Consider the following 19,747-nt stretch of genomic DNA (forward strand, 5'->3'; position numbering starts at 1 on the left):
TATTGATTCTATTGATCAAGATTGATGCTTGCCTTGCCCAGCCTTATCTCCGATCCGGAAAAGCTTCAAGGAGACAAGGCTATGGCGAATGGGCTCGATGATGTGGTGGCGGCGGAAACCGTGCTGTCCGACGTGGATGGTCTGGGCGGACGTCTGACGATCCGCGGTCATTCGTTGCCGGAACTGGCCGGCCGATGGAGTTATCCGCAAGTCGTCCGCCTGTTGCTCGACGGCTTCTTCGAGGATCTGCCTGGCGATGCCGAACTGGCGGCGCAACTGGGTGAGGCGCGTGTCGAGGTGTTCGAGCGGACCCTGCCTTCGCTGTCGCTGCTGGCGCCACTCGAAATCTACAGCGCCATGCGCGCCGGCATGGCCTTGCTGCCGGACGGCGAAACACTGGCCGACGCGCTGCGGCTGATCGCGGCGCCCGCCGTGCTGACGCCCGCCTTGCTGCGCCTGCAACGCGGCGAGCAGCCGATCGCGCCGGACGGCAAGGCCGGCCATGCCGCCGACATGCTGCGGATGCTCAGGGGTTCCGTCCCGTCATCGGCCTTGGCAAAGGCGCTCGACACCTATCTGGTGACCGTCTGCGATCACGGCCTCAACGCCTCGACCTTCGCCACCCGTGTTGTCGCCTCGACTTTGGCCGGGCTGGCCTCGTCGGTGCTGGCAGGCCTCGGTGCGCTCAAGGGGCCGCTGCATGGCGGCGCGCCCGGCCCGGTGATCGAGATGCTGGATGCCATCCAGGCGCATGGCGATGCGGCTGGCTGGCTGCGCGACGAGATCGCGCAAGGCAGGCGGATCATGGGGTTCGGCCATCGCATCTACCGTGTGCGCGATCCGCGCGCCGATGTGCTGAAAGCAGTCGTACGGCATCTCGGTAGTGAGGGCGAAACCGGCCGTCGGCTGGCCTTCGCCGAAAAGGTCGAGCAGACGGCGCTCGAGGTGCTGCGGATCGCCAAGCCACAGCGCGCGCTGCAGACCAATGTCGAGTTCTACACCGCGCTGGTGCTGGAAGCAGCGGGTTTTCCGCCGCGAGCTTTCAGCAATGTCTTCGCCGCCGGGCGCGTTTCCGGCTGGATCGCCCATGCGCGCGAGCAGCAGACGACCGGGCGGCTGATCCGCCCGCAATCGCGCTATGTCGGCCCGGTGCCGAACCTCGTCGCCTAGACACCAAGTCTGTTTTTCGAAAGACGAGAGCCTCTCCGCCTTGAAGCGGAGAGGCTTTCTGCATGACCGAAATTTCATGTGATCACGCGACCGTGTTCGTGTTCTTGCCTTGGTCCGTCCTTATATGCTGCACTGCAACATAGGCCGCCAACAGCTGCTTCCTTCGGTGACGTTGGGGCAGGTTGGCGCATCAGGATGACAGGAACGCCATGACGAAAAACGGCAAGGCGGAGGAAAAGAAGAAGATCAACATAGCACTTCAGGGCGGCGGCTCGCATGGCGCCTTTTCCTGGGGCGTGCTCGACCGGTTGCTGGAGGACGGCAGGCTTGAGATATCGGCGGTGTCCGGCACCAGCGCTGGCGCTATGAACGCCGTGGCACTGGCCGACGGATATGTGCGTGGCGGGGTCGAAGGCGCGCGCAAGAAGCTGGACGATTTCTGGCACGCCGTCGCGGCGAAAGGCCGGTTCAGCCCGGTGCAACGCATGCCGTGGGACGTTGCCTGGGGCAATTGGTCGATCGAGAACACGCCGGGCTATGTCTTCTTCGACACCATGTCGCGGGTGTTCTCGCCCTATGTCGCCAACCCGCTCGGCTTCAATCCGCTGCGCGACGTGGTGGCGCAGGAGATCGACTTCAGGAATGTGCGCGCCTGCAAGTCGATGGAGTTGTTTATCTCGGCCACCAATGTCGAGACCGGACAGTTGCGGGTGTTTTCCGATGGCGAGATCGACCTCGACACGGTGATGGCCTCGGCCTGCCTGCCGCAGCTGTTCCGCGCCGTCGAGATCAAGGGCGTGCCCTATTGGGATGGCGGCTATGGCGGCAATCCGGCACTGTTCCCGTTCTTCAAGACGGCGGCGACGGAAGATGTGCTTTTGGTGCAGATCAATCCGGTGGTGCGCGAAGGTACGCCAAAGAGCGCCAACGAGATCCAGAACCGCATCGACGAGATCACCTTCAACGCCGGGCTGTTGAACGAATTCCGCTCGATCGCCTTCGTCAAGGAACTGATCGCCGCCGGCCGTCTGCCACATGGCGAATACCGCGACATCCGCATGCACCGCATCGATGCCGACGAGGCGTTCAAGGACCTGTCGGCGTCATCGAAGGTCAATGCCGAATGGGCCTTCCTGAGCTATCTCAGAGATCTCGGCCGCACCGCCGCCAGCGATTGGCTGGAAGAAAACTACGACGCCGTCGGCAATCGGCCGACGCTCGATCTCTCCGGCGAACTCGACGACGGCTACAAGCCGCTACGCGGTCCCGCACCCGGCCGCCGGGTCAAGGAGTTTCTTGCTGCGCGCAAGAATCCGGAGGCGGAGCGCCGCCGGGCCTGAGCCGCCGGGTGCCGAAGGAGCGATAGCCGATCTGCGTCAGGCGCTGCCCGGCTATCCCCGGATCGATCAAGACCATCAGCGAGGTTTTTCGGAAATCGGAGTAGCAACCGGGGCGATCCTGCAAGGCGACAACCTTCGCGTGTGGAAGATGCTTCATCATGCTGACGCCTGCTGCCACCTACATGCCGACGATATCGCGCGCCGTCGCACGGTATTGTTGGAAAATGACGACCGGACTGAGCGACACCAGCTTTGCGAACAACACGGAAAATAGTCTGGGTTCCAGCACGCGCGCTGTGCTCTTGCCATGTCACGAACCAGGGGCCACGCCGATCCCAGGCATTCCAGTACCGCAGGTGCCGGCGCTCTCGACGCCCGGCTCTACATCAACGAACCGGCCTCAGGCAATCCCGTATTTACCTTGGTATTTCGCGAGCAATTCCAATAGCTTGGCCAAGCTCCCCGACGCCGGCGATTGATGTCTTGGCTGACCGAAAATGATCTGGCCTGGCGGTCAAAATCAGCATCCGGATCAGAAGTCTCGCGCATGATCGCGCCAGCATCTCCGGAAGTGCCACGCTGTCTATCAGCAATGACAGGCCGGCCGTTCGGGACTGATCATGATGGGGGAGATCGTGAGCCGGCTGTGAACCCGCACTGCTGGTATTTTAGCAAGTCGAGAACAGTTTCGCGGCGGCCACACCTTGCCCGGCTACGCAATGCTGCTGCAACTTTCGGACTATATTGCAGTGCAACTTTGATGTAGAAGCACGCTCGCCTATCACGGCAAATTGAACACGGTCAGGCGCGCACCCATATCGGCGACGCGCCCGCGTCATGAAGGCGCGGTGCTGGCCGAACCCGCAGTGGAAAAATGACGATGCCTAAAATCAGGTTTCACAAGCTTGCAGCCATTGTTGTGCTCATTGGTTTCGCGGCGTGGATGGGGACAGGCGAATTCTCGTCGGTCGGCAGCGTAGCGGCCAACAAGGCCAAGGCCGCCGAAGTCGAGCAGGGCAAGGCGCCGGATGCGAGCAAGCCGAAGGCGGCGGAAGCCGAGCCGAAGGCGCCGCTGCGCACCGTTGCCGTGGTGACGCCGCCGCGCAAGACCTATGCGCGCGCCATCCGCATTTCAGGCCTGACCGAGGCCGACAAGCGCGCGGTGCTCGCAACCCGCGTCGCCGGCGTCATCGACAAGCTGCCGGTCAAGCAAGGCGATCACGTCAAGACCGGCGACCTGGTGCTGATGCTGGCCGCCGAGGAAAAGATCTCGATGGTCGACAATGCCAAGCAGCTTGTCGCGCAGCGGCAGGCCGAGCTGGACGCGTCGCTGCGGCTGATGAAGACCGGCAATTTGCCCAAGCTGCAGCTCGACACCGCCCGCTCCAATCTGACCCTGGCGCAATCGCAGCTGGATACCGCGCAGGCCGAGCTTGACCGCAACGAGGTGAAAGCGCCGTTCGACGGCGTCATCGACCGGGTGCCAGTGGAACTCGGCAGCTCCGTCATGCAGGGCGGCGAGGTGGCAACCATCCTCAAGCTCGATCCGGTGATCGCGCGCGGTGAAATCAGCGAGCGCGACCTCGGCTATCTCAAGATCGGTGACAAGGCCAGCGTTCGGCTGGTCAGCGGCCAGACCGTCGAGGGCACGGTGCGCTATATCAGCCGCGACGCGTCGTCGGCGACCCGCACCTTCCGTATCGAGGTTGCCATCCCCAATGGCGATGGCTCGGTGCCGGCCGGCATGACGGCGGAGATCCAGCTCAGCGCATTGCCGACCGATGCGGTCCTGCTGCCCCGTTCGGTGGTGACGCTCGGCGACAAAGGCGATCTGGGCATCCGCGCCGTCAGCAAGGACAACAGAGTGGCGTTCTTCCCGATCGACCTCGTCGACGACACGCCGACCGGTCTCGTGCTTGGCGGCATCCCGGCCGATGCGCGCATCATCGTCGCCGGCCAGGAGCTGGTGAAGGAAGGCGATGAGGTCAAGCCGGTCGAGGCCGACCAGGCGACCATCAACAAGCTGATCGGCGAAGCCACCGCCGGCACGCAGTAGCGCAGGGGACGCCGGCGCCGGGCATTGGCCCGGCGACGTCAGTCCGTTCGCCACTCTCGAAAGCAACAGCAGGCATACGTCATGGATATCGTCAGACTCGCAATCAACAATGCCCGCCTGACCATCTCGGTCCTGGTCTTCCTGCTGATTGCAGGCTGGGTCGCCTATCAGTCGACGCCGAAGGAAGCGGAACCCGACGTTCCGATTCCGATGATGTATGTCAGCCTGATCTATCAGGGCATTTCGCCGGAGGATTCCGAGCGCCTTCTGCTGCGACCGATGGAAAGCAAGCTGAAGAGCCTGAAGGGCCTCAAGGAAATGCGTTCGGCGGCCTTCCAGGGCGGCGGTTACGTGCTGGTCGAGTTCCAGCCACAGACCAATCTGGCGACGGCGCTGCAGGATACGCGTTCCAAGGTGCAGGATGGCAAGGCCGACCTGCCGCAGGCGGCCGAGGAGCCTGTCGTCACCGAGGTCAACATTTCCGAATTCCCGGTGCTCGTCGTCACACTGTCGGGCGAATTGCCCGAACGCGTGCTGGCCGCCGCCGCGCGCGAACTGCGTGACCGCATCGAGGAGGTACCCGGCGTTCTCGAAGGCTCGCTGCAGGGCTCCCGCGACGATCTCGTCGAAGTTGTCATCGATCCGATGAAGCTATCGTCCTACGGTTTGCAGCTCGACCAGCTGATCGGCGCCGTTGGTGCTTCCAACAGCCTGGTCGCCGCCGGCAACATCGAGGGATCGGAGGGTAAATACGCCGTCAAGGTACCGTCGCTGATCGAGACTCCGGAGGATGTGGCGGCGCTGCCGGTGGTTGCCGGCCCCAACGCCGTGGTGCAGGCCAAGGACATCGCGACGATCCGCTCGACCTTCGCCGACGCCACGACGATCACGCGCCTGAACGGCAAGCCGGCCATCGCCATCGAAGTCAAGAAGCGCATCGGTGCCAATCTGATCGACACGCTGACGAAGGTCAGGGAGGTGTCCGATACCTTCGTCAAGACGATGCCCGAGGGCATGCACGTCACCTACACGCAGGACAAGTCGGTCTTCGTCAACCAGTTGCTGGGGGACCTGCAGAACCATGTGATGATCGCCGTCATCCTGGTGTTCATCGTCATCCTCTATGCGCTGTCGGGTCGGGCCTCGTTGCTCATTGGCCTCGCTATTCCGTCGTCCTTCCTGATCGGCATTCTGTTGCTGGCGATGATGGGCTACACGATCAACATGATCGTGCTGTTCAGCCTCATCCTGGCGGTCGGCATGCTGGTTGACGACGCCATCATCGTCACCGAATTCGCCGAGCGGCGGATGAGCGAAGGCATGCCGAAGCAGGAAGCCTTCGCGCTTGCCGCCAAGCGCATGGCCGGCCCGGTCATCGCGGCGACGATGACGCGTATTGCCGCCTTCTCGCCGCTGCTGTTCTGGCCCGGGATCATCGGCGATTTCATGAAGTACATGCCGATCACGCTGATCGTCACCCTGTCGGCCTCGATGCTCTATGCGCTGGTCTTTGCGCCGACGCTTGGCGCGATCTTCGCCAAGGCGCCGGAGCATCACGAGAATGGCAATCGCGACGGTTGGTACATGGCTGTTGTCAAGCAAGCGGTGCGCTTCCCCATCACCGTGATGGTGCTCACCGTCATGTTGCTGGCCGGCATCTTCGTTGGCTATTCGAAGTATGGCGCCGGCGTCGAGTTCTTCCCGAGCGTCGAACCCGACTACGGCCTGCTCTATGTGCATGCCCGCGGCAACCTTTCGCTGGCCGAGATGGACACGGCGACCAAGATTGCCGAAAACCGGCTGCTTGGCTGGCCGGGCCTGAAGTCGGTCTATACCCGCGTCGGCAAGTCCGACGGCGGCGGCCAGGATGTGCCCGAAGACGTCGTCGGCGTCATCCAGTACGAATTCATCGACTGGCGCGAGCGCAAATCGGCGAACGATATCCTGAACGATCTGCGCGGCGTCATGGCCGGCATTCCCGGCGTCGACGTCGAGGTGCGCGTGCCGGAAGCCGGCCCGCCGACCGGCAAGCCGATCCAGATCAGGCTTTCGGCCATCGACCCCAAGGGATTGGACGAGAAGGCGCGAGCCGTGGCGGCACGCATCGCCAAGGTGCCTGGTGTCATCGACATTTCCGACGGCTTGCCGCCGCCCGGCGTCGACTGGGCACTCGAGGTCGATCGCGCCAAGGCTGCCCAATACGGCATCAGCCCGACCTCGGTCGGAACGGTGGTGCAGCTCGTCACCAACGGTCTGAAGCTGAGCGAATACCGGCCTGCCGGCGCCGACAAGGCGGTCGACATCCGGCTGCGTCTGCCGGAGGACCGGCGGACGCTGTCGACGCTCGACGAGCTTAGGGTGCAGACCTCGCAAGGATCGGTGCCAATCTCGAACTTCGTCGTCCGTAAGGCGAAACCGAGCGTCGGCATCCTCAACCGCATCGACGGCGCCCGCACCGTGGTGGTGCAGGCCAACGTTACCTCCGGCGCGCAGGTCGCCGCCGTGCAGCAGGAGGTCACCCAGGCCGTCACCGACATGAATCTCGGCAGCGGCATCCGCTGGAAGCTGGCCGGCTCGAACGAGGACAGCGCGGAAGCCAGCGCCTTCCTCAGCAAGGCCTTCGGTGCCGCGATCTTCCTGATCTTCCTGGTGCTTTTGGCGCAGTTTAACAAGTTCACCAGCGTCTGGCTGGTGCTGTCCTGCGTGGTCATGGCGACGATCGGCGTGTTCCTCGGGCTGCTGATAACAGGCGAGACGTTCGGCATCGTCATGTCCGGCATCGGCGTGATCGCGCTGGCCGGCGTGGTGGTGAACAACAACATTGTGCTGATCGACACCTATGACCGGTTGCGTGAAGAAGGCTGGGACAAGATGGACGCCGTGCTGCAGACCTGCCGCGAGCGTGCGCGACCGGTGGTGCTGACGGCGGTGTCGGCCATCCTCGGCGTGCTGCCGATCGCCTTCGGTCTCGGGCTGGAAATCTTCCATCACGAGACGACGATCAACGCGCCGTCGACGCAATGGTGGATTTCGCTGTCTTCGGCCATCGTCTTCGGCCTGTCCTTCGCCACGGTGCTGACGCTGGTGGTGACACCGTCGATGCTGATGGTGTTCACCCGCGCCAAGGTCAAACCCGGTGCGCGGCGCGGCTTGTTCAGCCGGCTGTTCCGGCGTGGCAAGGGCGAGATCTCGTCGGACGCACCGGCGGTGGATGCAGGTGCGGAACCGGCGATCGCCTTCCCGAAGGCGGCCGAATAGACAGACCCCGATCTGAACGGCAAAGGCCGTCCGGAACAACCGGGCGGCCTATTGCATTGTCCCTGCACGAGCAATGCGAAGCATTGTCTCGGCAAAACGCGGGGAATGTCTCATGCCGATCAGCACTCTCGTCATCGTCGTCCTGATCCTTGTCCTCATCGGCGCGGTGCCGGCCTGGCCGCATTCGCGCTCCTGGGGATATGGACCTTCGGGCATTGTCGGCGTGGTGCTGGTTGGGATCGTGGTGTTGCTTTTGATGGGGCGGCTCTGAGCCGCCTTCTCGGTGCGTGGCGGGCATGGCCCGCCGGCTTGACTCAGGCGGCTTTCTTACCCTTCGCAATGGCGATGCCGATGTCCTCCAGGGCTTGGGCGACCGCACGATCGAGCGGCGTATGCCGGATTTCGCCGATGATTTCCTCCAGCCGCGTCGAGGCCAGCTGGTGCGGCTCGAAGCGTAGATAGGACATCGACACGATTTCGCGCCACATCGCCACGAACGGGCTGCCGGCGCGCAGCACCCACCAGGGCATCGAGGTCATCTTCAGTGGCCGGCCGAGCGCCTTTTCGGCGGCGGCCTTGATCTGCAGGTCGGTGACCGCATGGCCGGGAAAATTCAGCGCCTCATAGGAGCCAAGCTTGTCGAGATTCTTGGCGAGTGCAACGAAGCCCACGGCGAAGTCCGGCAGATAGGCCCATTCATGCACGAGATCGGCCGGACCGGGTGCGGTGTAGACGCCCTTGCTCATCTTGGCGGCGACGACCAGGTCGAACCAGGAGCCGCTGCCGGTGCCGCCGAAGAAGTCCCCGGCGCGCAGCAGAATGGTGCGGACGCGGCCAGCATCGGCCTCGCGGCGGAACAGCTCCTCCATGGCGCAGCGGATGCGGCCCTTTTCCGTCGTCGGGTGGAACGGCGTGTCTTCGGTGATCACCGCCGGCATCGGCGAGCCGTAATTGTAGACGGTGCCGGGAAAGAGATGCAGCGTGTTGTTGGCATGGCAGGCGGCCATGACATTCTCAGCCATCGGCAGGCACTTGCCCCAGTCGGTATAGATTGGGTTGAGGCCGTTGAAGATGATATCGACACCTTCCGTGGCGCGGATCAGCGATTGACGGTCCAGCGCATCGCCGGCAACCGCGGTGGCGCCCTTGAGTTCGGCCGGCACCTTACCCGTACGGGTGACGGCGCGGACATCGAAGCCGGCATCGATAAAGGCCTGGCCGACCACACGGCCGAGCCGGCCATTGGCGCCGAGAATTGCGATCTTGGTCATTGAGTCCTCCTGCTTGGTGCTGGCTGTTGTGTCGTTGTTTGCAGGTCCGAATATGACCACATCACTTACGAATAGAAATTGACTATGCCTGGAGTTTTGATATTCAAAAATGAATGGATGATGTCGACTGGAACCTGATCAAGAGCTTCGTCACGGTCGCGGAAACCGGCAGCCTGTCGGCCGCCGCGCGCAAGCTGTCGGCCAGCCAGCCGACGCTTGGCCGTCACATCTCGGAGTTGGAACAGGCGCTCGGTGTCACCCTGTTCCGGCGTGGGCGGAGCGGCTATGCGCTGACGGAAGCCGGTGCCACGCTGTTCGAACGCGGCAAGGCGGTCAGCGAGCAGGCGAGTGCTTTTTCACGGCTGGCGCTGGGCTCGGTCGAGGCCATCGAAGGCACGGTGCGCATCGCCGCCAGCGAAGTGGTGGCTGCCTATGTGTTGCCCGATATGATGGCGCGGCTCGGCCTCGAGGAACCCGGCATCGAGGTCGAGATCGTTGCCTCGAACCAGGTCGAGAACCTGTTGCGGCGGGACGCCGACATCGCCATCCGCATGGTCAAGCCGGCGCAGAACGAACTGGTGGCGCGCAAGGTCTGCGACATCCCGCTCTGCGCCTGCGCGGCAATTTCCTATCTTGATCGGCGCGGCCGCCCGCTCGGGCCGGCCGACCTCGCCGATCACCCGCTGATCGGCTTCGATCGCAGCGACGAGATGATCCGGGGCTTTACGCAATTCGGCCTCCCGGTCACCCGAAGCAGTTTCCGCTTCAGGGCCGACAACCAGATCGTCTTGTGGGAGGCGGTGCGGACGGGAAACGGCATTGGCCTTGGCCAGGAGCCGTTGGCCGACCGCGATCCGCTGGTAGAGAAGGTGCTGCCCGGCCTGCCGCTGCCAAGCCTGCCAGTGTGGCTAGCCATGCATCGCGACGTGCGCAGCAGCGTGCGCCTCCGCCGCGTGGCGGATTTTCTCCACGAGGAGCTGAAGCGCTATTCGGCGGGTACGGGGGCGAATTCGGCGCGGTGAGCGAGGCCTGCCATCAGCAAGACGACGATCAGCAGCACCGACATGGCGATGAAGATCGGCCCGAAGCTGGAATGCTGGGCGACGAAACCGATCGCCGACGGCGCCACCAGAATGCCGGAATAGCCCATGGTGGTGACGACGCTCATGCCGGTGCCGGACGACATGCCTTCCTGGTTGCCGCCGGCCGAAAAGATGATCGGCACCATGTTGGCGATGCCGAAGCCGCACAGCGCAAAGGCCGCGATGGCGATCCATGGCGAAGGTGACAGGCCGGCGACCAGCATGCCTGCGGCGGCGACAATGGCTGAGCCACGCAGCGTTGTCACCGCGCCGAAGCGGTTGCGCACGCCATCGCCGAAGAAGCGCATGATGGCCATGACGCCGGAGAAGGCGGCATAGGCAAGGCCGGCAACGGCAAGGTCGGCGCCAAGTTCCTGCCGCAGATATAGGGCTGCCCAATCGAGCACCGCGCCCTCGGAGATCATCGTCAGCAGCGCCATCAAGCCGACGAGGTAGACCAGCGGGTTCGCCGGCAGCGTGAACTTATGATGCTCGACCGCCTGCGGCCTGTCCTCTGCGACGAGATAGCCGACCGCCAGCGCGATGACCGCGAAGGCGAGCACGGTCACCACCGCGGCATGGGCGAGGTGACCGTAGTGCTGGATGGCAAAGCCGCCGAGCGCGCCGCCGGCGAAACCGCCAAGGCTCCAGAAGCCGTGCGAGGACGACATGATGGCGCGGGACAATTTTCGCTCGACCACCACGGCATTGGCGTTCATGGCGACATCCATACCGCCGATCGAGCCGCCGAAGATGAACATGGCGATGGCCGCCAGCGGCACGTTGGGCGCCAGCGCCACGACAAGCAGGCCGAGGCTGCCGCAGAGGCCGAACCAGCGCAGCACCGTGCGCGAGCCATGTTTCGAAATCAGGTGGCCGCACCAGGTCATGGCCGTGACCGCGCCGGCGCCGAACAAGAGGATCAGCAGGCCGAGCGTGAATTTCGAGATGTCGAGCCGGGTCAGGAACACCGGGATCTGCGGCGCCCAGCTGCCGGTCAGGAAGCCATTGGCGAGGAAAATGGCCGCCACGGCCCATCGCCCGCGAATGGCAGTCTGCATGGCGCTTGACGCGTTCATAAGGCGAATCCGGTCCGAAAATGGCTTTGCGCGGCAAATTAGATCGATTCAATTTGTAGTCAAGAACCGCGCTCGAGGAAGTGCTTGGACCAAACGGAGGCAAGCGATCGGGGGCGTGTCGACGGAGGACCTAATGATCCTTCGGCCACCTCGCCTCGAACTCGGCCTTCTTGGCATCCGACGCTTCCGTCTGGTTGAGCGCCTGCCACTCGGCATAAGGCATGCCGTAGACGATCTCGCGCGACTGGTCCTTGGAGAGATCGACGCCGTCGGCATTGGCCGCTTCGCGATACCAGTTCGACAGGCAGTTGCGGCAGAAGCCAGCGAGGTTCATCAGGTCGATATTCTGCACGTCGTTTCGTTCCCTGAGATGCTCGACCAGCCGGCGAAAGGCGGCCGCCTCGAAATCGCGCTTCTGCTCGTCGCTGAGTTCAGTCATCGAAACCTCCTTGCCCAGAGACTATTTGGAAATTCTACTCTGGCGGCCATCTGATGGCGTTTTCTGCGCTTCCGGTGCTCACGGACCAATGTCCGCTGCGCTCCGGTTCTCGAAACCACCATCATATGACTCGCCAGAGCGAATTTCGAAACAGTCTCTAGAGCGGCCCGGTGCGCGAGCCGAACATCTTCACGACATGTATATCGGGACGGCGGTCGATGGCGTCAACGATCGGCGCCAGACGCTCGGCCCAGGCGATCGCGCCCTTCTGGTCCGCTATCAGGTCTTGGCGGATCTCGATCAGCGCGTGGGCATAGCCGTTGACGATGGCATGCCTGAACATGGTGTCGCCGCGCAGTGCGCCGTCATAGGGCTCGTTATCGCCGACGACGAGGGTTTTGTCGGCGGCGAGCATATCGATCAGCGGCCGCGCCACCCGGTCGTCCCGATCCCAGAGGATGCCGACATGCCACGGGCGCTGTTTGCCCTGCATGGCCGGCGTGAAGGAATGCACCGAGAAGATGAAGGGCGCCTTGGCGGAAGCCTGCGCGACCGAGGCGATCATGGCGCCGACGGCGTCGTGGTAGGGACGGTAGAAGCGGTCGAGCCGCCTTTCGCGCTCTTCCGGCGCGATGGGATAGTTTCCCGGCACGACGGTGCCGTCATAGAGCTGGCGGATGAGCGTCGGATCGTCCTCGCCGCGATTGGGATCGATCAAGAGCCGCGAGAAATTGGCGATGACCGCCGGCACGTCGAGCAAGGCGGCGAGTTCACGCGTCACCGCTTCAACGCCGATATCGTAGGCGATGTGGCGCTCGAATTCCGCCGCGGGCAGGCCGAGGCTGCCATAGTCCTCGGGCAGGTCGCGGCGGGCATGATCGGCCAGAAGCACGATGCCCCGCTTGCGGTCGCCCTCGACAATGTCGAAAGGCGCGAAAACTGTGGATCGGGTCATTGGCGGGAAATGGTCTGTTCGCTGGCTTCCGGGGAGGGTGCTATCGTCATTCCACGAAGACGACGTGTGCGCAATGCCGTTGTTTGGCCAAGGTTTCCCGGGAAATCTGGCGAGGGGCGGCGGATCGTGCGCCGGGAGCCTTCCTAAATCGATTGGAATTGGTCAAAACGGCGCGTTGACATGCGCCCGGACTTTTCCGAAAAGGGGCGCAGAGAGATGCTGATGTGGTTCTTGAGGGGTATTGGGATGGGTTCCGCCGGCAGGCAGCGCATGCGCTCTGCCTTTGCCATGCCGTTCCTGATCCTGACCGTTGGCCTGTCGGCGACGGTCATGGCCTCGCCGGCGCGGGCCGATTTCCGCGTCTGCAACGCCACGCAGAACCTGGTCGGCGTCGGTATCGGCTATCGCGCCAAGGCCGGCTGGATCACCGAAGGCTGGTGGCACATTGAAGGATCGAGCTGCAAGACGTTGATTGAAGGGCCGCTGTCATCAAGGTTTTATTATCTTTATGCAGAAGACGCTGAGCGCGGTGGACGCTGGGACGGCCCGATCAACATGTGCGTGGCTGAAAAAGAGTTCAAGATCGCCGGCGTAAACGACTGCGTCGCCCGGGGCTTCCAGCGCGCCGGATTTCAGGAATATGACACGGGCGAACAGGCGAGCTGGATGGTCCAGCTGACCGATGAGCCCGCAACGGGAGGCGCACCAGCCACCCCGGGAACCAACAGTCAATGAGACGCAGCCGCAAGGTCAAGATCCTAGCCACAATCGGTCCGGCCTCCTCCTCCGAGGAGATGCTGAAGAAATTGTTCGAAGCGGGCGCCGATGTGTTCCGCATCAATATGAGCCATACCGACCATGAGTTGATGCGCACGCTGGTCGGCCGCATCCGCGCCGTCGAGGAAAAGGTCGGCCGGCCGATCGGCATTCTCGCCGACCTGCAAGGCCCCAAGCTGCGCGTCGGCAAGTTCGCCAACGGCAAGGAAGTGCTGACGCCAGGCCAGACCTTCACGCTCGACGACAATCCCGAGCCCGGCACATCGACCAGGGTCTATCTGCCGCACCCCGAAATCCTGAGCTCGGTCGAGGCTGGTCACCGTCTTTTGATCGATGACGGCAAGCTCGAGCTGAAGGCCGTGAAGAGCGACGGCAAGTCGATCGTCTGCACGGTCGTCGCCGGCACCACGATTTCCGACAAGAAGGGCGTCAGCCTGCCCGATACCGACCTGCCCGTCGGTGCGCTGACCGAGAAGGACCGCAAGGACCTCGACGCGGTGCTCGCCACGGGCGTCGACTGGGTCGCGCTGTCCTTCGTGCAACGCCCCGAAGATCTGGCCGAAGCGCGCAAGATCGCGCGCGGCCGGGCGCTGATCATGGCCAAGATCGAAAAGCCACAGGCCGTTGCCCGACTGGCCGAGATCATCGAACTGTCCGATGCGCTGATGGTCGCCCGCGGCGATCTCGGCGTCGAGATGCCGCTCGAAGCGGTGCCCGGCATCCAGAAGCAGATCACGCGCGCCGCGCGCCGTGCAGGCAAGCCGGTGGTGGTCGCCACGCAGATGCTGGAATCGATGATCACCGCGCCGGTGCCGACCCGCGCCGAAGTGTCCGATGTCTCGATCGCCGTTTTCGAGGGCGCCGATGCGATCATGCTGTCGGCGGAATCGGCGGCGGGCGCCTATCCGGTCGAAGCCGTGGCGATGATGGACCGGATCGCCACCAAGGTCGAAACCGACCCGACCTATGCCGGCATCATCAACGCCCAGCGCTCCGAGCCGGAAGCGACGGGCGCGGACGCCATTTCACTGGCCGCCCGCGAAATCGCCGAGACGCTGAAGCTGTCGGCGATCATCACCTACACGGCGTCCGGCACCACCGGGCTGCGCGCCGCGCGCGAACGGCCGCAGGTGCCGATCATCGCGCTGTCGCCGATCCTCAACACCGCGCGGCGGCTGTCGCTCTTGTGGGGCACGCATTGCGTCGTCTCGCCCGATGCCACCGATCTCGACGACATGGTCAACCGCGCCTGCCGTATTGCCCTTGAGGAAGAATTCGGCAAGCCGGGCGATCGCGTCATCATCACGGCCGGTGTGCCGCTGAGGACGCCCGGCTCGACCAACATGCTGCGCATCGCCTATGTCGGGTCGGACGCGCAGGGCAACCGTTAGAGCGGTTCATCCTTCACGGAAACATCGGCCGAGCGCTTTTCAGGGGTGCGGCCCGAATGGCTTCAAGCCGTCGCGATCCTGAGCGCTCTTGCCGCAGCTTCAGCGTGGTCTATGCGCTGAAGAAACCGGCGCGCACGAAGAACGGCGTCATACAGATACTGATCCGGCCCCAGCATCTTTCGCTGATTTAATTCGGCCGTGTCGAGCAAGTCGAAATCGACCTTCTCGATCGTGCAGTGCCAACCGGCACTGTGGGAGGTCCAGCCCCTTCGATGATGATCCAGGAGGCGCTCGCGGCCGGAGTAACCGTGGTAGTCGAAAGCGATGACGCCGTTCGTCACATAGATATGGTTTCCCGCAAAGCTCTCGGCCGGAATGATCCATTCTGCATGAAATCCCTCAAGAGGGCGATGCTTGAGGAAAACACCTGCAAGAATGTGGCATGCGCCGTAACCGAAGAAGATGCGATCCGGCAGCGCCCATCGTCTCTCCGGGTCTTTCTTTATGCCATGCTTGAGGACATACATGTCAGGTCGGCGCGAGCTCGGCCTGCGGTTCCTTGATGTCGGCGCACTTGCCCACACCATAGGCATCGCCAGCAATCCGCGCTTCCACCGTTCTGGCCATCGCCTCCAGATCGACATCCTTGCCGGCGACCTTCGCGATGGCGCCAGCAACGAGGTCGGGGGCGATCCAGTCCGGCTTGTGGCCGAGATTGTGCACCCAGACGAGCTCCGCGCCTCGAATATCGCGCACCAGGCCGACAGAATGGATATGTGCGTAGACGACCTTGTCGCGGTCGCCGGAGATGACCACGGTCGGCGCGGTGATCTCTTTGTAGTGCGGTGCGGCGCCAAGCGCGTAGCTGTAGAGCCCGGCAACGTCGGTGGCGTTGGCGCGAAAGGCTGCAGGCCGTAACACCAGGGGGATCGCGGCCGTGCCGAGATAATTATCCGGCACCTTGTTGGGCGAGAACACGCAGGTCGTGGCATCGGCCATCTGTAACGTGCCAGCAGGATAGGTCAGCGTTTCGGAAAACAGCCGGCCGATCACCGGAACGGTGGTCAGATCGTAGTACCAGGATGTCGCGCCGCCCGGCCAGGGATGGGTTGCCGGCGCCAGGAAGACGAGACCGAGCGTCTTGTCGGCATGCTCGCGGCCGAAAGCCGTCGTCACCACGCCGCCGAAGGAATGGCCAACGATGATCGCCTTCTTGATGCCGAGGCGGTCCATCAGGGCAGCGAGGGTGTTGGCCTGCGCCGACGGATCCTCATTGTTGCCAGGCCCACGCCCCGACCAGCCAAAGCCCGGCCGGTCGAAGAACAGCATTTCGGCGCGGCCTTCGAGCAACGGCGTCAGCGGCAGCATCTGATCCCTGAGATTGGCGCTGGCGCCGTGGATGAAGACGATCGGTGGCAGCTCCGCATTGGCGGGAGCCGGAATGTGGACATAGTGGATACGGGCGCCGCCGATGTCGGCGAATCCACCAATGGGCGGATTGCGGCGCTCGATCAGCCACGAGCCGACGCGGGTGACGCCGACCAGGACAAAGACGAGTGCGAGGAGAAAGGCGACGGCGGCGGAGATCAGGTTCATGCGGGGAGATACGGGGTGGGATGGGATTAGTTCTGGAGTAGGGCAGTAGGGCAGTAGGGCAGTAGGGCAGTAGGGCAGTAGGGCAGTAGGGCAGTAGGGCAGTAGGGCAGTAGGGCAGTAGGGCAGTAGGGCAGTAGGGCAGTAGGGCAGTAGGGTGAGTGTTCCGCGGTACCCCTACTGCCTTACTGCCCTATTCCCTTACTCCCTTCAGGGTATCAAATGCCTTCGCCGGCAAGCTCTTCGGAAAGTGTCGCGACCTGGTCCTGGGCGCTGCGCATCATCGGATAGATGGCCAGCACCTTCTGCCAGGCTTCGAGCGCCGACTGCTTGTGGCCGGTCAGCGCCATGATCTGCGCCAGACCCGAAAGCGCGCCGAAATGGCGCGGCTCGAGTTGCAGCGTGCGGTCGATGTCGGCCATCGACTTGCCGTAGTTCTTCATCATGAAATGCACCGTGGCGCGGCGGTTCCAGCCTTCGGCATAGGTCGGCTGCAGGGTCACCACCTGGTCGAGGAAATCGAGCGCGACGTCGAATTTCTGGTTGTCCATCGCTTTTTGCGACCACAGCATCATCAGATCGATCGAGGCGCTGCCGGACTGGAACCACTCGCTCCAGATGTTGCCGGCGATGCGTTCGGCGGCCTTTTCGTTGCGCTCGCGCTTGAGGTCGGAGAACAGCTTGTCGAGTCGGGCCTGTTTGGTCATCGGCGCGGCGGGCGCCTCCGGGGCAGCCGGCGCTGCGGGCTGATCGTCCGCGGCCAGACCGGCACGCTTATGGCGCCGGAAACAGGGAGAGTTATCAAAAATGCAAAAAGAATCCGCATCGCCCGATCCTAGTCCCGGGCGGCGGAACAGCAAAGTGATTTTAGCGTGAGAAGGTCGGCAGGCCGACACACATCAAGGGGCGGAGGCGAAAAGCCTCCGGCCGAAAGCTCAGCCCTGGCGCGCCTTGTAGCGGGGGGCGGTCTTGTTGATGATGTAAACGCGGCCCTTGCGGCGAACCAGCTGGTTGTCGCGGTGACGCGCCTTCAGCGCCTTGAGCGAATTCTTGATCTTCATGGTCTTGCCTGTCGGTGTGGACCCGGTCCCGGGTCGAAATTTTAAGGCGCGCCAGAAGACGCGCCTTTTCAACGGTGGGTGGCTCATAAACGAGGAGCCTTGTCCGTGTCAACCGCAAGCGTGCTCGACACCCCCATATCATCAAATATCCGCCAAGTCCGCGGCGCGGCATTGCACGGTTCCCGGCGGGCTGGGATGATGAGCCGTGTTTCAAGTGATTTGGGGACGATCATGCGCCGAATATTCCTGTCCGCCTGCCTGGTCGTCCTGGCGGCGACCGCTGCTGCCCGCGCTCAGGAATGCGACCGCTCCGACGACAGCCAGCAGATGATGAACATCTGTGCCGGCGAGGACTACCAGGCCGCCGACGCCAAGCTCAATGCGGCCTATCAGAACCTGATCAGCTCCGACGATGCCGATGCCAAGAGATTGCTGCAGGCGGCACAACGCGCCTGGATCGCCTTCCGCGACGCCGAATGCGCACACACCACCGCCGCCAGCGCCGGCGGCTCCATCCACGCGATGGAGGTTTCAGCATGTCTGACCAGGCTGACCAATGAGCGCATCAAGCAGCTTGCCGCCTCGGCCAATTGCGAGGAAGGCGATGCGAGTTGCGCCAGCTCCGACGAGAGCGACGAGGTGCAATAGGCGCGTTCGGGGTTAAGTACGGCGGCTGATGCGGGTGAAATGGCCCATCTTGCGGCCGGGCCGGGCCTCCGCCTTGCCATAGAGATGCAGCATCAGGTCGGGCTCGGAGAGCAGGGCCGGCACGCGCAGCACGTCGTCGCCGATCAGGTTCTCCATCACGCAATCGGAATGGCGGCCAGGGCTGCCCAGCGGCAGGCCGGCAACGGCGCGGATGTGCTGCTCGAACTGCGAAACGATGCAGGCGGCCTCGGTCCAATGGCCGGAATTGTGGACGCGCGGCGCGATCTCGTTGGCAAGCAGCGAGCCGTCGGAAAGCACGAAGAACTCGACACCGATGACGCCGACATAGTCGAGCGCCGACAGGATTCTTGATGCCGCTGCTCGCGCCGCGTTCGCCGTTTCAGGCTTGATGGCGGCCGGCAAGGTCGAGGTGTGGAGAATGCCGTTGCGGTGGACATTCTCGGCCGGATCGTAGGCGGCGACCGCGCCATCCAGCCCCCGCGCCGCAATCACCGAAATCTCGCGCTCGAACGGCACGAAGCTTTCCAGGATCAGCGGGACATTGCCCATCGCCTCGCAGGTGCCGGCAAAACCGCCCGTTTCCATGTTGCGGAAGACGCGCTGGCCCTTACCGTCATAGCCCATGCGCCGCGTCTTCAATATGCCGCTGCCGCTGAATGCTTTCAGCGCCGACGTCAGTTCCTCGTCAGTGTCGACAGGACGAAACTCGGCGGTGGCGATGCCGATGCCGTTGAGGAATGTCTTTTCGCTCACCCGGTCCTGCGCCACGTCAAGCGCGCGCGCCGGCGGGTAGACCGCAACCGTGGCGGCAAGCGCTTCTGCCGCCACGACCGGCACGTTCTCGAACTCGTAGGTGACGACGGCACTTGCCGCCGCCAGTTCGGCAAGGGCGGCCGGGTCGTCATAGGCGGCTGTTATCTGGCGGTTGGCGACCTGGGCGGCCGGGCAATCCGGGTGCGGCTCCAGGACGATGGTGCGATAGCCGAGGCGGGCGGCGGCCATTGCCAGCATGCGGCCAAGCTGGCCGCCGCCAATAATGCCGATGGTCGATCCGGTGGGCAGGCTCACGGCGTATCCGTCGGCTCAGTGGCGACCTTGGCGGTCTGCGAGGCGCGCCAGGCATCGAGGCGCTGGGCAAGCTTGTCGTCATAGAGCGCCAGCACGGCGGCGGCCAGCAAGGCGGCATTGGCCGCACCGGCCTTGCCGATGGCCAGTGTCCCGACCGGAATGCCGGCCGGCATCTGGACGATCGAGAGCAGCGAATCCTGTCCCGACAGCGCCTTCGATTCCACCGGCACGCCGAACACTGGCAGCGGCGTCATCGCCGCCGTCATGCCGGGCAGGTGGGCAGCGCCGCCAGCGCCGGCGATGATCACCTTGTAGCCGGCGGCCTTGGCGCCCTTGGCGAACTCATAGAGCCGGTCAGGTGTACGATGCGCGGAGATGATCAGCCGTTTGTGCGGAACGCCCAGCGCCTCCAGCGTTTCGGCCGCCTGGCGCATCGTTGCCCAGTCGGACTGGCTGCCCATGATGATGGCGACGTCGGCGCGTTGGTCGTTCAAGCTTCTGCTCCCCGGCGACAAAGGCGCGCCTTAGCGGAATTCGC

18 protein-coding genes and 1 pseudogene are annotated in these 19,747 nt (G+C 63.8%); 9 read left to right on the top strand and 10 right to left on the bottom strand.

What is annotated here, in order from left to right; genetic code table 11:
• The first annotated feature begins 81 nt into the window (after positions 1-81).
• The 5 genes from AC0V8S_RS07640 (at position 82) to AC0V8S_RS07660 (ending at position 8,095) form a co-directional block, all read left to right on the top strand.
• Positions 82-1,170, top strand: a complete 1,089-nt coding sequence (locus AC0V8S_RS07640) for a citrate synthase/methylcitrate synthase (RefSeq protein WP_475437325.1) — start codon at positions 82-84, stop codon at positions 1,168-1,170.
• A gap of 209 nt (positions 1,171-1,379) precedes the next feature.
• Positions 1,380-2,510, top strand: a complete 1,131-nt coding sequence (locus tag AC0V8S_RS07645) for a patatin-like phospholipase family protein (RefSeq protein ID WP_475437326.1) — start codon at positions 1,380-1,382, stop codon at positions 2,508-2,510.
• An 880-nt stretch (positions 2,511-3,390) separates the two neighbouring features.
• Positions 3,391-4,566 (top strand): efflux RND transporter periplasmic adaptor subunit, encoded by a 1,176-nt coding sequence (locus tag AC0V8S_RS07650; protein ID WP_475437327.1) that lies wholly within the window; start codon positions 3,391-3,393, stop codon positions 4,564-4,566.
• 81 nt (positions 4,567-4,647) lie between these two features.
• A complete protein-coding gene (locus AC0V8S_RS07655) occupies positions 4,648-7,824 on the top strand; it encodes an efflux RND transporter permease subunit (RefSeq protein ID WP_475437328.1) in 3,177 nt (1,058 codons plus the stop codon).
• Between the two features lie 112 nt (positions 7,825-7,936).
• The gene (locus AC0V8S_RS07660; protein WP_258588889.1) at positions 7,937-8,095 is read left to right on the top strand and encodes a DUF3309 domain-containing protein; all 159 of its coding nucleotides are present in this window, start codon (positions 7,937-7,939) and stop codon (positions 8,093-8,095) included.
• 43 nt (positions 8,096-8,138) lie between these two features.
• On the opposite strand, the gene AC0V8S_RS07665 is transcribed toward AC0V8S_RS07660, so the two are convergent.
• Positions 8,139-9,095, bottom strand: coding sequence for an SDR family oxidoreductase (locus AC0V8S_RS07665; RefSeq protein ID WP_475437329.1), 957 nt, complete (start codon positions 9,093-9,095; stop codon positions 8,139-8,141).
• A 113-nt stretch (positions 9,096-9,208) separates the two neighbouring features.
• On the opposite strand from AC0V8S_RS07665, the gene AC0V8S_RS07670 reads away from it, so the two are divergent.
• Entirely contained in the window at positions 9,209-10,117 is a 909-nt protein-coding gene (locus AC0V8S_RS07670) for a LysR family transcriptional regulator (RefSeq protein WP_475437330.1), read from the top strand.
• On the opposite strand, the gene AC0V8S_RS07675 is transcribed toward AC0V8S_RS07670, so the two are convergent.
• The 3 genes from AC0V8S_RS07675 to AC0V8S_RS07685 all read right to left on the bottom strand — a co-directional run bounded on the left by AC0V8S_RS07675 (position 10,081) and on the right by AC0V8S_RS07685 (position 12,650).
• Positions 10,081-11,256, bottom strand: a complete 1,176-nt coding sequence (locus AC0V8S_RS07675; RefSeq protein ID WP_475437331.1) for an MFS transporter — start codon at positions 11,254-11,256, stop codon at positions 10,081-10,083. The genes AC0V8S_RS07670 and AC0V8S_RS07675 overlap by 37 nt on opposite strands.
• 130 nt (positions 11,257-11,386) lie before the next feature.
• Positions 11,387-11,695: a DUF1244 domain-containing protein gene (locus tag AC0V8S_RS07680; RefSeq protein ID WP_475437332.1), complete on the bottom strand. Its 309-nt coding sequence runs from the start codon at positions 11,693-11,695 to the stop codon at positions 11,387-11,389.
• Between the two features lie 157 nt (positions 11,696-11,852).
• Positions 11,853-12,650: an N-formylglutamate amidohydrolase gene (locus tag AC0V8S_RS07685; protein ID WP_475437333.1), complete on the bottom strand. Its 798-nt coding sequence runs from the start codon at positions 12,648-12,650 to the stop codon at positions 11,853-11,855.
• A gap of 288 nt (positions 12,651-12,938) precedes the next feature.
• Here AC0V8S_RS07685 and AC0V8S_RS07690 point away from each other — a divergent pair, with 288 nt between their 5' ends.
• Positions 12,939-13,385 carry a DUF1036 domain-containing protein gene (locus AC0V8S_RS07690; RefSeq protein WP_244661977.1) on the top strand — a complete coding sequence of 149 codons (447 nt, stop codon included), beginning with the start codon at positions 12,939-12,941 and terminating at the stop codon, positions 13,383-13,385.
• Positions 13,382-14,818 carry a pyruvate kinase gene (gene pyk / locus AC0V8S_RS07695; RefSeq protein ID WP_095201200.1) on the top strand — a complete coding sequence of 479 codons (1,437 nt, stop codon included), beginning with the start codon at positions 13,382-13,384 and terminating at the stop codon, positions 14,816-14,818. The genes AC0V8S_RS07690 and pyk overlap by 4 nt, the downstream gene beginning before the upstream one ends.
• A 62-nt stretch (positions 14,819-14,880) precedes the next feature.
• Here pyk and AC0V8S_RS07700 read toward each other — a convergent pair whose 3' ends face one another.
• The 4 genes and pseudogenes from AC0V8S_RS07700 to ykgO form a co-directional block, all read right to left on the bottom strand.
• The gene (locus AC0V8S_RS07700; protein ID WP_475437334.1) at positions 14,881-15,345 is read right to left on the bottom strand and encodes a hypothetical protein; all 465 of its coding nucleotides are present in this window, start codon (positions 15,343-15,345) and stop codon (positions 14,881-14,883) included.
• Position 15,346: 1 nt separating this feature from the next.
• Positions 15,347-16,414 carry an alpha/beta fold hydrolase gene (locus AC0V8S_RS07705; RefSeq protein ID WP_475437335.1) on the bottom strand — a complete coding sequence of 356 codons (1,068 nt, stop codon included), beginning with the start codon at positions 16,412-16,414 and terminating at the stop codon, positions 15,347-15,349.
• Between the two features lie 215 nt (positions 16,415-16,629).
• A pseudogene (locus AC0V8S_RS07710) lies at positions 16,630-17,237 on the bottom strand (tetratricopeptide repeat protein).
• Positions 17,238-17,346: 109 nt separating this feature from the next.
• Positions 17,347-17,472, bottom strand: coding sequence for a type B 50S ribosomal protein L36 (ykgO, locus tag AC0V8S_RS07715; protein WP_006327841.1), 126 nt, complete (start codon positions 17,470-17,472; stop codon positions 17,347-17,349).
• A 231-nt stretch (positions 17,473-17,703) separates the two neighbouring features.
• On the opposite strand from ykgO, the gene AC0V8S_RS07720 reads away from it, so the two are divergent.
• Complete coding sequence (locus tag AC0V8S_RS07720; RefSeq protein ID WP_475437336.1) at positions 17,704-18,120, top strand: lysozyme inhibitor LprI family protein; 417 nt, start codon at positions 17,704-17,706, stop codon at positions 18,118-18,120.
• 12 nt (positions 18,121-18,132) lie between these two features.
• Here AC0V8S_RS07720 and AC0V8S_RS07725 read toward each other — a convergent pair whose 3' ends face one another.
• Together AC0V8S_RS07725 and purE are read right to left on the bottom strand one after the other, a co-directional pair.
• The gene (locus AC0V8S_RS07725) at positions 18,133-19,209 is read right to left on the bottom strand and encodes a 5-(carboxyamino)imidazole ribonucleotide synthase (RefSeq protein ID WP_475437337.1); all 1,077 of its coding nucleotides are present in this window, start codon (positions 19,207-19,209) and stop codon (positions 18,133-18,135) included.
• Positions 19,206-19,703 (bottom strand): 5-(carboxyamino)imidazole ribonucleotide mutase, encoded by a 498-nt coding sequence (gene purE / locus AC0V8S_RS07730; RefSeq protein ID WP_096451108.1) that lies wholly within the window; start codon positions 19,701-19,703, stop codon positions 19,206-19,208. The genes AC0V8S_RS07725 and purE overlap by 4 nt, the downstream gene beginning before the upstream one ends.
• Between the last annotated feature and the right edge of the window lie 44 nt (positions 19,704-19,747).

The organism is Mesorhizobium oxytropidicola (assembly GCF_056174625.1).